Genomic DNA, 13,104 nt, shown 5'->3' on the forward strand with positions numbered 1-13,104 from the left:
GGGCGTGTGGCGTACCGCTCGGTACGCCGTGGGACCGCGCACCGGCGTGCGTGACCGGTCGGCAGGGGACAGCAGCCCGGTCACTCGGAGAGACCGTTCATTCGGTCACTCCATGGAACGGCCGGATCCGGGGACGCCCGGAGCCGGCCGCTTCCGCGTGTACGGACCTCGGCGCGCCACCGCCGTACGAACCTCAGCGCGCCGCCGCCACCGCCGTACGAACCTCAGCGCGCCGCCGCCACCGCCGTACGAACCTCAGCGCGCCGCGCGCCGCCGCGACACCGTGAACAGCACGCCGCCCGCGAGCAGCGCGGCGAACGCCGCGGCGGTCGCCGCGAGCGCGACGGTCCCCGTGGAGGCGAGCGCGCCGCCGGAACCGCCGGAGCCGCCGGAACCGGACCCCGTCGTACCGCTCGTGCCGGACGACGAGGACGGGCCGCCCGAACCCGTGCCGGACCCGGTCGTGGCGCCCGTGGAGCCGTCGGTGGAGCCGCCGCCCGTGGCCGTGGAGCCGGAGCCGCCCGTCGTGGTGTGCCCGTCCTCGGCGTTGAGCACCACGGACGCCTTGTTGTTGCCGGTCTCCGGGTCGAAGGACAGCGGCGGGGCCTGGAGGTGGGTGTCGCGGACCACGACGGCGCCGGTCGCCCCGGCCCCCGCCGTGCCGATGTTCAGCCGGAACGGCAGGGCGAAGTCCGCGTCCTCACGCACGGACATGGGCGTCGAGCAGAAGTAGCGCGGGGCCTTCTCCTGGTTCTCGCGGTACTCGCCGGACGCGGTCACGCCCCGGCAGCCGTCCGGCTTGGAGACGACGTAGGCGCCGCGGGGCACGGTGAAGTCGACGGTGGCGACGGCCTCGCCGGAGCGGATGTAGCCGACCCAGGCGGGCCCCTTGTTGCGAAAGCCCAGGGTCACGTCGACGGTGTCGCCCGGCTTGCCCGCGGCCCGGTCGCCGTAGGCCGCGAAGTCGGCGGTGTTCGTGGTCCGGAAGTCCGTCTCCTGCTGGTTGTCGGCCGGGTCGAGGTCGGCGGAGCGGAGGGACGGGGTCCTGCGCAGGGTCAGCTTCGCGCCCTTGCCGGGGCTGAGGCGGGCGCCGGCGCGCTGCGCGGTGCGGGCGTCGGTGCCGTCCTCGTTGATCCGGTAGAGGAAGGTGTCGTAGAAGGCGTGCTCGGTGGCCCGCAGGACGGGCGGCACCTCCAGCGTGTACGTGGCGCCGGGCTCGTAGCTGCCGGGGAAGGTGCAGAGCGCGACGGTCCAGACAGCGGGGCTGCCCATGCCCCCGTCGTCCTCGCTGTACTCGCAGTTCTGGTACCGCTCGGTGAGTTCGAGGCCGCGCGTGTTGCGCAGGGTGAGCAGGACGCCCTGGGCGGCCCGGGTGCCGTTGTTCGTGAAGGTGATGGGCACCGGCTGGCTGTCGCCGGGCTTCAGCTCCGTCTTCAGCCGCAGCGGCTTCATCGACAGGTCGGGTCCGCCGACGGAGACGCGCGCGGTGAACGGCCGGAAGGTGGCGCCCTCCCCCTCGGCGGTGACCGCGATGGTGCCGGAGTCGCCGTCCTCGCTGCCCTTGGCGGCGGTGACCTCCAACTCGGCGAGGGTGCTCAGACCGGGCCATACCCCGTAGTCGTGGCAGACGGCGGTGGTCCCGGTCCGCTCGCAGTCCAGGCTGCCGTCCTCGCCGAAGGCCACGTCCGCGACGCCCGCCAGCCCGCTGAAGTCGAAGCGCACGGTGTACTCGTGCTGGTAGGCGCCGTTCTCCTCGTCCTCGGACGGGTTGGTGACCGTGAGGCCGAGGCTCGCCTTCTGCGGGGAGCCCGTGGCCGGGTACGGGTGCAGGGCCGTCTCGGCGGGGCCGCCGATCGTGAACTCGGGGTCGGCGGCGTGCGCGGGACCGGCCGTCGTGAGCGTTCCGGCGGCCAGCAGACCGGCCGAGGCCAGGACGCCCATCGCACGGCGGAACGGAATCGTGCTTCTCATTCTCGGGGCCTTCGGGGTCGTCGGGAGCTGTGTGGCCGCTGGGGCGGCGACAGGGGGTACGACCGGGGGCGCCCGGGAAAAGTTGCCCGGGATCAGATCACGGATCGAGCACGACGGGCGAAGTGATCCACCTCACATAAGGATTTCATCAGTACGAGGACAACCATCGAGGCGTCCGGCAGGTCATGCATGCGGAACACCGGTTGTCGGTTGTTGTACGACGGACCGGTTACAGCGTGAGGGGCTGCACTGGGAGGGGGGTGCAGCCCCTTCTGCTGTTCTCAGGCCGTTTCCGCCTCTGCCTTCTTCGGCGGCACCGTCGGCATACCCAGGAACGGCAGCCGGAGCGCGCCGAACGCCTCCTTCGGGACCGCCGGAGCCTGCGGTTCCACCGCCGCCAGCCGCTCGTACGCCTCACCCTGGGCCGGGCGCGGGTCGGCCTCGCCCTTGTTGGGCCAGAACGACATGGCGCGCTCCGCCTGGGCGGTGATCGTCAGCGACGGGTTGACGCCGAGGTTCGCGGAGACCGCCGAGCCGTCGACGACGGAGATGCCCGGGTGCCCGAACAGCCGGTGGTACGGGTCGATGACGCCCTCGTCCGCGCTGGCGCCGATGGGGCAGCCGCCGAGGAAGTGGGCGGTGAGCGGGGTACCCATCAGCTCGCCGATGTTGGACCCGGGGAAACCGTTGATCTCGTCCGCGAGGAGCGAGGCGCTCCGGGTCGCCTCGGCTATCTGCGTCGGGTTGGGCGCGCCGTGGCCCTGGCGGGCGGTGAGCAGGCCCTTGCCGATGCCGCTGGGCTTGCGGTACGCGGTCAGGGAGTTGTCGAGCGACTGCATGACGAGCCCGATGATGGTCCGCTCCGACCAGCGCCGGTTGGAGAGCGAACGGACCGCGAGCGTGGGGTGCTTGGCCAGGTTCCCGAACCAGGCGAGGACCCGGTGGGTGCTGAACGGCACCTGGAGGATGGTCATGCCGCCCATGGCGTTGGAGCCCTTGCCGTAGCGGACGGGCTCGATGTGGGTGTTCTCGTCGGGGTGGATGGACGAGGTGATGGCGACACCCTTGGTGAAGTCGGGGTTCGTCCCGTGCTTCTTGCGGTAGCGCCGCTCGGAGGTCTGCGCGCCGACGAGCCCCTCGGAGTTGGTACGGGTCAGCTCGCCGAGCCTCGCGGAGAGCCGGGGCAGCAGCCCCTTGTCCTTCATGGTGTGCAGCAGGGTCTGGGTGCCGTACGTGCCCGCCGCGACGACCACCTTGCGGGCGCGCAGCGCGGTGGGCTTCGCCTTCTTCCGGCGGTCGGTGGGCACGGTGGCGACGCGGTAGCCGCCGTCGGGGTGCTCGGTGACGCCGACGACGGAGGTCATGGGATGGATGACCGCGCCGGCCTTCTCGGCGAGGTGGAGGTAGTTCTCGTTGAGGGTGTTCTTCGCGCCGTGGCGGCAGCCCGTCATGCACTCGCCGCACTCGGTGCACGCCTTGCGGGCCGGGCCCGCGCCGCCGAAGTACGGGTCCGCGACCGTGCCGCCGGGCTTCGCGCGCGCCGTGCCGTCCGCGTCCTCGCCGTCCCCGAAGAAGACGCCGACCGGGGCGAGGTGGAAGGTGTCGCCGACGCCCATGGCCTCGGCGGTCGCCTTGAGGTGGACGTCCGAGGGGGTCGTCGTGGGGTTGAGCCGGACCCCGAGCATCCGCTTGGCCTGGTCGTAGTACGGCTTCAGCTCGTCCTGCCAGTCCGTGATGTGCGCCCACTGGCGGTCCTCGAAGAACGGCGCGGGCGGCACGTACAGCGTGTTGGCGTAGTTGAGCGAGCCGCCGCCCACCCCGGCGCCGGCCAGCACCATCACCTTGCCGAGCAGGTGCACGCGCTGGATGCCGAAGAGGCCGAGGGCGGGCGCCCAGAGGTAGTTCTTCAGGTCCCAGGAGTTCTTCGGCAGGGTGCCCGGGGTGAAGCGGCGGCCCGCCTCCAGGACGCCGACCCGGTACCCCTTCTCGCTCAGCCGCAGCGCCGAGACCGCGCCGCCGAAGCCCGAGCCGACGACGAGCACGTCGTAGTCGTACGCGTCGTCGTCGGCCGCACCGGCCGGCCGGTCCTGATTCTGGGCAGGGCTGTCCTGGGACATGGCACTCCTCGGTACGAAAAGGACAGAAGTGGTGCGGTGCGCGGGGGCGCGGGGGCGTCAGCGCAGGCGGAAGGCCTTCATCGCCTTCAGGCTGCGGCTCATGAACGCCGCGTACTTCTCGTCGTCCATCCCGAAGGACGGGGCGAGCGGGATCAGGCGCTGCTGGGCAACGGTCTGGGCCTCGGTGTACTTGAGGATGCCCTCGGAGCCGTGGCGCCGGCCGAGACCGGAGTCCTTCATGCCGCCCATCGGGGACTGCACGCTGCCGTACGCGGGGGCGTACCCCTCGTTGATGTTGACCGTGCCGGTGCGCAGCCGGGCGGCGACGCGGTGGCCGCGCTTGGAGTCCTTGGTCCAGACACTGGAGTTCAGGCCGTACGGGGTCGCGTTGGCCAGCTCCACGACCTCGTCCTCGTCGCGGAAGCGGTAGATCGAGACGACCGGGCCGAAGGTCTCCTCGGTGCACACGGCCATGGGCGCCTCGACGCCGTCCAGGATCGTCGGCTCGTAGAAGAGCGGGCCGATGTCGGGGCGGGCGACCCCGCCGGCCACCAGCTCGGCGCCCTTCTCGACGGCCTCGGCGACGTGCCGGCTGACGGTCTCCAGCTGGCGTTCACCGACCAGCGAGCCCATGTCGGCGCCGTACGCGAGGGAGTTGCCGAGCCGCATCGCCTTCGTACGGGCGGCGAACCGCTCCACGAAGTCGTCGGCGACCGACTCGTGGACGTACAGCCGCTCGATGGAGATGCAGAGCTGGCCGGCCGAGGAGAAGCAGGCGCGCACGGCGCCGGCGGCCGCCTTCTCCACGTCGGCGTCGGCCAGGACCAGCATGGCGTTCTTGCCGCCGAGCTCCAGCGAGACGCCGACGAGCCGGGCGGCCGCGCCCTGGGCGACCTCGCGGCCGGTGCGGGTGGAGCCGGTGAACGAGACGTAGTCGGCGTGCTTGACGACCTCGGGGCCGACGACGGGTCCGTCACCGAGGACCACCTGGAAGACCTCCGGCGGCAGCCCGGCCTCGATCAGGAGGTCGCGGGCCCACAGGGCGGTCAGCGCGGTCTCGGTGTCGGGCTTCATCACCACGGCGTTGCCGGAGACGAACGCGGGCAGCGCGTCGCCGACAGACAGCTCGAAGGGGTAGTTCCACGGAGCGATCTGGCCGATGACACCGCGCGGCTGGCGCAGCTCGGTGACCTTGGTGAGGGTCGGTACCACGCCGGTGTGCCGCTTCGGCTTCAGGTACGCGGACGCCTTGCGGCCGTAGTGCCGGGCGGCGACGGCGACCGCCTGCACCTCCTCGTGGGCGTGCAGCCGGGCCTTGCCGGTCTCCAGCTGGATGAGGTCGAGGACCTCGGACTGGCGGCCGATGACCAGGTCGTGGAAGCGCAGGAGGACCGCGGCCCTGGTGCGGACGGGCAGAGCGGCCCAGGCGGGCTGGGCGGCGCGGGCCCGCTCGAAGGCGGTGGCCACGTCCTCCGGGGTGGACTCCGGCAGGTCGGCCAGCTTCTCGCCGGTGAACGGCGTGTGGTTGGCGGTGCGGCCGGAGCCGACGACGCCGCGCGTCAGCTGGGCGATCACCTCGGGCGTCACGACGTCGGCGGCCGTGCGCACGCCCGCGGGGGCGGCGGCGACGGGGTTGGTGCCGACAGCGGCGGCGGAGGGGGACGTGAGGGCCTGCGAGTCCGTCATGAGGGCGAGAGTACGTCGGCCGGAAGGCTTTGGGTACCCGTGGGTAACAGCTTTTCACCGTCTCTCCCGGAGTCCCGCCACCCACCCGTCGACTCAGCCAGCGATCACTGGCGGCATAACCCCTGATCAGGGGCGTTCGCTCGACTGAGGGCCTACTGCTCGGCCGGCGGGCGCCAGCTGCGGAGGATCGCGTTGAATCGGTCGCGGGTGTCGTCCCAGTCGTCGGCGGGGCCCGTCATGTAGAGCGCGTACTCCGGGCCGCCCTCCTTCTCGAAGTACATCTGGTCGATGGCGTGCCGCGCCTCGCCGTTCTTCTCGGTCCAGGTGAACTCCCAGATGGACCCCGGGTAGTCGCGGTAGAGGTTGGTGTTCAGCTCCAGCCGGTGGTACTCCGGCAGGCGGGTGCTGAGGGTCGCCTCCAGCCCCGTCATGTGGTCGTAGGAGTTGTCGAAGTCGGGGGCGGGGTCGACGCTCACCCGCAAGTAGTGCACACCGCCGTCGGGGGTGTAGTCGATGTTGTTGTCGGTGACCTTGCGCTCCCAGCCCTCCGGCAGCAGGACGCTGAACCCGGAGGGGTCCTCGACGCGCCGCCAGCCGTCCGGCACGTTCTGCGTCGCCGTGTCCCCCGAGGGCGAGCCCGTCGGGGTCGGCGTGGGCGTCGGCTTCGGCTTCGGCGGCCCCGGCGTGCGGGTGCCTTCGGAGGTCGTGGAGCCGGTCGTGGAACCGGCCGCGTCCGTGCGGTGCGCGTACAGCATCGCGGCGATCCCGGCGCCGCCGCCGAGCAGGGCGGCCAGGGCGATGACCAGGACGGCCGTACGCCACCGGCTGCGGCGGGCGGCCGGGGCGGGCGCCGGCACGGGCGGGGGCATTACGGCGGGGCCGGGCTGCGGCAGCACCGCGGTGCCTCCGCGCAGCATGTCCTCGGAGACCTGCTGGGTCGGGACGAACGCCTGGGCGGCCCGGGGCGTACGGCCCTCCATGGCCTCCAGGAGCATCCGCTCGGTCTCCGCCGCCGTCGGGCGGTCCTCCGGCTCCTTGCGCAGCAGCGCGGTGATGACGGGGGCGAGCGCCCCGGCCCTGGCAGGCGGCGGCGGTTCCTCGGTGACGACGGCCTGCATGGTCGATATGGGGGACGTCCGGCGGAACGGCGAACGCCCCTCGACGGCCGTGTACAGCGTGGCGCCCAGCGACCACAGGTCGGACGCGGGGCCGGGGTCGCCGCCGCGTACCCGTTCGGGCGCCAGGTAGTCGATGGAGCCGACGAGTTCACCGGTTCTGGTGATGGTGGAGTCGCCCTCGATCGCGGCGATCCCGAAGTCGGTGAGCAGGACCCGGCCGTCCCGGGCGAGCAGCACGTTGCCCGGCTTCACGTCGCGGTGCAGCACCCCGGCCCCGTGCGCGGCGCGCAGGGCGCCGAGCACGTGCAGCCCTATGCGGGCGGCCTCGCGCGCGTCGATCTCGCCGCCGGACTCCTTCGCCCGGTCGGCGAGCGAGGGGCCGTCGACGTACTGCATGACGATCCACGGCCGGTTGTCGTACTCGACGACGTCGTGGACGGTGACGACGCCGGGGTGGGTGATCCGGGCGGCCGCGCGGGCCTCCTTCTGCGTGCGCTGGTGCAGCACGATCCGGTCCGACTCGGCCACGTACAGACCGGCGGTCAGCTCCTTGACGGCCACCGTGCGGTGCAGCACCTCGTCGTGGGCGCGCCACACCTTGCCCATGCCGCCGCGCCCGAGTACGTCGCCCAGCCGGTACCTCCCGGCCAGCAACAGCCCAGCTTCCGTGCCCTGTGATCGATCCACCTGTGTCCCCGCCCCCGTTGCTTCGGAAGACAGGTTACGGAGGGGACGCGCGGCCACGGAACCTCGCATCGCCCACGAGACCGCACTGTGATGCAGATCCTGTGCTTCAGCCCGTCACTCGGTAGGACAGGCCGGCCTGTTGGTAGATCTCGGTGATCCGGTCGCGCTCGTCCTCCGGGCCGATGACCTGGAGGATGTGGTAGCGCCCGCCGACGAGCATCACGAGGTTGCGTACGTACACCTCGCGGCCGTTGACGTCCTGCCAGGTGAACTGGCCCTCCGCCATGGCCTGTCGGCCCACGTCCGTACGGCGCAGTCCGCTCGCCGTCGACCAGCTGGAGTCCCGGAACGGCTTCAACTCCGGTTCCCTGTCCCGCTGGTAGTCGAGCGGGTCGCTGCCGTTGGCCTTGGCGGTGTCGCGCCCGGGGACGATGAGCACGCTGAAGCCGTCGCTGCCGTAGCGGACCTGGCGCTCCGCGTTGGCCGGGCTGCGCTGCCAGCCCTTGGGCAGCCCGACCTCGAAGCCCTCGGCGTCCTTGCGCAGCGTGTAGCCGGGCGCGAGCGCGGCGGCGGACCGGCTGGTCTGCGGCTTCTGCGCCCCGGACGACTTGGCGGGCGACGGCTTCTTCGAGGCGCCGGCCGTGGGCTCGGGCGTCGCGGAGGCCGGGGGCGCGGAGGCGGTACGGGAGGGTGCGGCGCCGGTCCCCTTGTCCTCGCCGTCCTCGCCGGACCTGGGCATGAACAGCACCGCGTACGCGATGGCCCCGACGAGCGCCAGCAGGATCAGGACGAGCAGGGTCCGGCCGAGGCTGCGCGGCCGGTCGCCCTGCCGCAGCGCGCGGGGCTCACGGGGTTCCCGGGGCCGGCGGGGCTCCTTCAGCCGTGGCTCGTGGTGCGTTACGGCGGTACGGTCCACGGCGTCCCGGGTCTGCCGGTGCCGGGCGTGCGTCCCGCCGCCGCGACGGGCGCGCCGCTTGCGGACGAGCTCGCCGCGCCGGCGTACGACGGGCAGCCGCGTGGCGTCCTCGGCGGGCATCATCACGACGTCGAGCCCGGCCTCCGGTTCCGGCGCCGACCGTACGAGGGAGCGCAGCCAGCCGCTCAGCTCCTCCACGTCGGGCCGTTCGGTCGGGTCTTGGCGCAGCAGCGACTCGACGACCGGGCGCAGCGGCCCGCACTCCTCGGCGAAGGCGGGTGGCTCGCCGCAGACCATCTGGACCAGCTCGGCGGCGCTGTCCTCCGGGTAGGGCGCGTGCCCCTGTACGGCGCGGAACAGCAGCGCGCCCAGGGCCCACAGGTCGGTGGCGGGCCCGATGGGCGGCGCCAGCTGCCAGTTCCCGTGCACGGGCCCGGCCTGCTCGGGCGCCCAGCGCTCGGTGACGGCACCGACCACGGCGATCCGAGCCTGCCGGGCCCGCTCGGCGGCGAGCGCGGTGGCGGGGCCCTGGTACCCGGACCCGCCGGGTGCCTCGGAGTCGTCGTCCCACCGCGAGGAGGGTGCCTCACGCCCCGCGTCCCGCCCGCGCGGCCCGGCGCCGTACGGTTCGCGACCGGCCGATGGCAGCTCGGCGCGCCGGGTTTCCTGGCGACCGGGCGTCCGACGGCCGGAGGCGTCGCGACCGGCCGGCGGCAGCTCGGCGCGCCTGCCCGGGGCCGCGCCCCTCCGCGCCGCGTCGGCGCGCAGCGCGTCCTCGCGGGAGCCGCCCGCCGGGACGGGCCGGCCGGCGGCGGGGCCGTCGTCCCACGTACCGGTCAGGTGCAGCCGTCGCGGCGGCGGCCCGCCGTCGTCGTCCTCGTCGTCGTCCTCGTCGTCATAGGGCTCGGGGTCGTAGGGCGGCACCTGGCCGTACGGTCCCCGCGCGTCGGGGTCGCGCACCCAGCCCCCGGGCAGCTGAGGCAGTTCGGGGCGGGGGTGCGGCGGGGTGCTCCAGGAGCGAGCGGGCCCCCGCTCGTCGCCGAACTCGTCGTCCCGCGCCGGCGGAAGGACGCTCCAGGCCCCGGAGCCCGTGCCCGGCCCGTCCCCGTCCTCGGCGTCCACCCCCTGCGGGCCGTCCCACCACGGCCGGCCGTCACCCGTCTCCTCGCCCCGCCCCACCGGCACGGCCCCCCAGCCACCCGACGGCGCGCCCGGGTCGTCCCCGTACGTGTCGTCCCGCCCCTGCGGCGCCACACTCCAGTCACCCGACGGCGCACCCGAGTCGTCCCCGTACCCGTCATGCCGCCCGTGCGGGCCCAAGCCCCCGGCGCCCGACGGTGCCTCCGGGTCGTCCCCGTACCCGTCATGCCGCCCGTGCGGGCCCAAGCCCCCGGCGCCCGACGGTGCCTCCGGGTCGTCCCCGTACCCGTCGTCCCGCCCCTGCGGTCCCGCACCCCAGGCCCCGGAGGCCGCGTCCGGACCCTCCCCGTACTCGTCATCGGCCCCCTGCGGCCCCGCACCCTCGCGCGTCCCCGGCGGCAGTGCCGCCCCCGTGGCGCGGGCGCCCGCACGGGTGCCCGCGCGGTACGCGGCGATCGCGCCGGCCCGGGCGCGGGCCGCGCTGTCCGTGCCGGCGGCGGGCGCCGACCCGTCGTACGGGCCCGACTCGATCGCGGCGGGGCCGCGCGACGCGGGCAGCCGCCCGGGGTCGGTGGCGGGCGGCACGTAGGGCCCGGTGGGGCCGGTCTCGACGGCGGGGCCGCCGTGGCCGTCCTCGTCCGGCTCGTCGTCCTCGGGGCGCGGCACCGGGCTGTAGCCGCACAACGCCTCCTCGGCCGCACCGGCGGCGAGCCCGGTGAGGACGACGCGTCCGTCGTCGCAGACGAGCACCGTGCGTGCGGTGATGTTGCGATGGGTCCAGCCGTGCGCGTGCAGCACGCGGAGCGCGGTGAGCACGTCGGAGCCGATCTCCGCCGCCCGGTACGGGGTGAGCGGGCGCTCCGCGAGCAGGGCCGCGAGCGGTCGGGACGCGACGAGTTCGCTCACTATCCAGAGCGAGCCCGCCTCCGCGAAGACGTCGAAGACCTGGTCGAGGCGCGGATGGTCGGGGACCTGGGCCGCCGCCTGGGCGGCCTCGATCGCGCGCCGCACGGCCGGGTCCGCCGGCCGCCGGACGTCGGCCAGCACGGCGGACGCGCGCCCGTCGCCCTCGACGAACTCCGCGTCCACCACCTCGGGCAGCGGCACCTGACGGACCAGGACCTCCTGCCCGCTGTACGTGTCGAAGGCCCGTGTCTCGACGAGTTCGTACGCGTCGGACGGAGGCAGCGGAAGGCGATAGCGGTCGGCGAGCACCCGACCCGCGTAGTCGTCCACGACGCCTCCCCAGAGCGCGCTGTCCCCCGGTCACGAAGACCGCACCGAATCGGTCGATCGCGGTCGCTTGCGGTGCAATTGACTGCGTGTTTCGGCTGCGTACGGTCTCCGGGCTCTCACCATACGTGGCATGCGGCGGCCGCGCGGCAGGGTCGGTGCAACCCGGCCGCCCGGCCGGCCCTCAGTCCACCGGCTCGAACGAGTCGAACGCCGTCTTCCGCAGCGTCCGGCACTCCTTGCCGTCCCACTCGTCGGCCTTGCAGCTGATCATGATCGCGTAGCCGTGGCTGCCGTCGGCCTTAAAGCCCCGGTTGAGCACCCGGACCCGCTGCCCGTGCTGCGTGCGTTCGAACTGCCAGTCGGCGACGGTCGGGTAGCCCTTGTACTGCACCTTCTGGATGCCGAGGTGGTGGTAGTTCGAGCTGGAGGAGGCGACCCCGCCCCGGGCGGCCTTCCACGCGGCGGCTGCGTCGCCGCCGGGCGAGGAGGTGTAGTCGACCTGGAGCCGGGGGAAGCCGCCGTCGGCGTTGTAGATGGCGCCGGCGCCCTGCCCGGACGTGGTGTCGAAGCGGAAGCCCTTGGGCATCGCGATGGAGAAGTGGAACCGCTTGTTGGTGACGGTGTGGTAGCCGGCGGGCACGGCGTCCTCGGCCGAGTCGCCCTTCTTCCCGCCCTCGCCCTGCTGGTCGGCGTCGCCGTTCCCGCCGGCGTCCTTGCCCTTGTCCTCGCCCTTACCGGTCTCCTGCTGCTTGCCGCTGCCGCCCTGTTCGGCGTCGGCCGGGTCGGACGAGCCGCCGGTGCTGGGCGTCGCGGCGGGCGCGGACGCGCCGGTGTTCTTCCCGCCCGAGTCGTCGGGGTCGTCGCCCCCGCCGAGTGTGAGGGCCAGCACCGTACCGAGGACGGCGAGCACGATGACGGCCGCGATGATCGCGAGGGTGCGGCGCGGCACCACGTCCGTGAGGGACGCCCGGGGCGCGGTGACCGGCGAGGAGGCCGGGCGCTGCGGCGGCACGGCACCCGAGGGGGACGCGGCGCCGGGGGCCGGGGTCGGCCGGGCCGGTACGGGCGGCGCGGTGACGGGCGCGGCGGCCGCACCGGCGGCGGGCGCCGTCCGGGCGCTCCGCACGGAGCGCAGCGCCCCGCGCAGCCGGTCACGGGTGCCCTCGCCCGCCTCCGCGTCGGCGACGCCCTTGGGCAGCGCCATCACCTGCGTGGCGTCGGCCGGGGGCGGGACCGGGCGCTCCGGCTGCTCGAAGGAGCTGATGACGTCGTTGAGCAGGGCGCGCGCCCCCGCGTCGTCGAGCCGCTGGTCGGGGTCGCGGGTGAGCAGGCCGTAGATGACGTCCTTCAGCGGGCCCGCGTTCTTCGGCGGGTCCAGCGGTTCGGTCATCACGGCGGTCAGGGTCGCGATGGCGGAGCCCTTGTCGTACGGCGGGGAGCCCTCGACGCTCGCGTACAGCAGACCGCCGAGCGACCAGAGGTCGGCGGGCGGGCCGGGCTTGTGCCCGCGCGCCCGCTCCGGCGAGATGTACGAGGGGGCGCCGACGAGCATGCCGGTGGAGGTGACCGAGGGGTCACCCTCGACCTGGGCGATGCCGAAGTCGGTCAGCACGACCCGGCCGTCCTCGGCGATCAGCACGTTGGACGGCTTCACGTCGCGGTGCAGGATGCCCTCGCGGTGCGCGGAGCGCAGCACGTCGAGGAGGGCGAGGCCGATCTCGGCCGCCCGCTTCGGGGTCAGGACACCGTCCTCGCGGACCGCCTCGGCCAGCGACTTGCCCTCGATGAGCTCCATGACGATCCACGGCCGGTCGTCCTCGTCGACGACGTCGTAGACCGTGACCGCGCCGTTGTTCCGGATGCGCGCGATCGCCTTGGCCTCGCGCAGCGTGCGCGTGATGAGCCGGCGCTTCTCGTCCTCGTCGATGGCCGAGGGAAATCGCAGTTCCTTGACCGCGACCGTGCGGCCCAGTGTCTCGTCGACGGCACGCCAGACCGTGCCCATACCGCCCCGGCCGAGCACCTCCCCCAGCCGGTACCGCCCCGCAAGGAGCCGTCCGTCCTTGTCCCGTTGGGGCTCCCGTGCCTGCTCCGCCTCCGACATGCGTCCCCTCTGCGATCAACCCGCCCTGGCAGAGCTGTCATTGTCCCTCACCCCGGGACCGGCCCCGGTGCCGGGGCCGGTCCCGTGTCCCGGGCTCGGCCGTGACGGGGCCCCGGCGCTGTCCGTGGA

6 protein-coding genes are annotated in these 13,104 nt (G+C 73.9%); all 6 read right to left on the reverse strand.

All coding sequences use genetic code 11. The features are described from left to right. Window positions 1–255: 255 nt before the first annotated feature. The 6 genes from BLW14_RS12050 to BLW14_RS12075 all read right to left on the reverse strand — a co-directional run bounded on the left by BLW14_RS12050 (window position 256) and on the right by BLW14_RS12075 (window position 12,975). On the reverse strand, window positions 256–1,941 hold the full coding sequence (locus BLW14_RS12050; protein ID WP_093707029.1) for a COG1361 family protein: 1,686 nt from the start codon (window positions 1,939–1,941) through the stop codon (window positions 256–258). 311 nt (window positions 1,942–2,252) lie between these two features. Further along, complete coding sequence (locus tag BLW14_RS12055) at window positions 2,253–4,088, reverse strand: GMC oxidoreductase (RefSeq protein WP_093707031.1); 1,836 nt, start codon at window positions 4,086–4,088, stop codon at window positions 2,253–2,255. Between the two features lie 57 nt (window positions 4,089–4,145). Continuing rightward, entirely contained in the window at window positions 4,146–5,774 is a 1,629-nt protein-coding gene (locus tag BLW14_RS12060; RefSeq protein WP_093707032.1) for a succinic semialdehyde dehydrogenase, read from the reverse strand. A 152-nt stretch (window positions 5,775–5,926) separates the two neighbouring features. After that, a complete protein-coding gene (locus tag BLW14_RS12065; RefSeq protein WP_256332749.1) occupies window positions 5,927–7,579 on the reverse strand; it encodes a serine/threonine-protein kinase in 1,653 nt (550 codons plus the stop codon). A gap of 106 nt (window positions 7,580–7,685) precedes the next feature. After that, entirely contained in the window at window positions 7,686–10,871 is a 3,186-nt protein-coding gene (locus BLW14_RS12070; RefSeq protein WP_093707036.1) for a protein kinase, read from the reverse strand. 181 nt (window positions 10,872–11,052) lie between these two features. Then, window positions 11,053–12,975, reverse strand: coding sequence for a serine/threonine-protein kinase (locus tag BLW14_RS12075; protein ID WP_093707038.1), 1,923 nt, complete (start codon window positions 12,973–12,975; stop codon window positions 11,053–11,055). Between the last annotated feature and the right edge of the window lie 129 nt (window positions 12,976–13,104).

The sequence above is a fragment of the Streptomyces sp. 2131.1 genome (genome assembly GCF_900105515.1).
Lineage (GTDB): Bacteria > Actinomycetota > Actinomycetes > Streptomycetales > Streptomycetaceae > Streptomyces > Streptomyces drozdowiczii.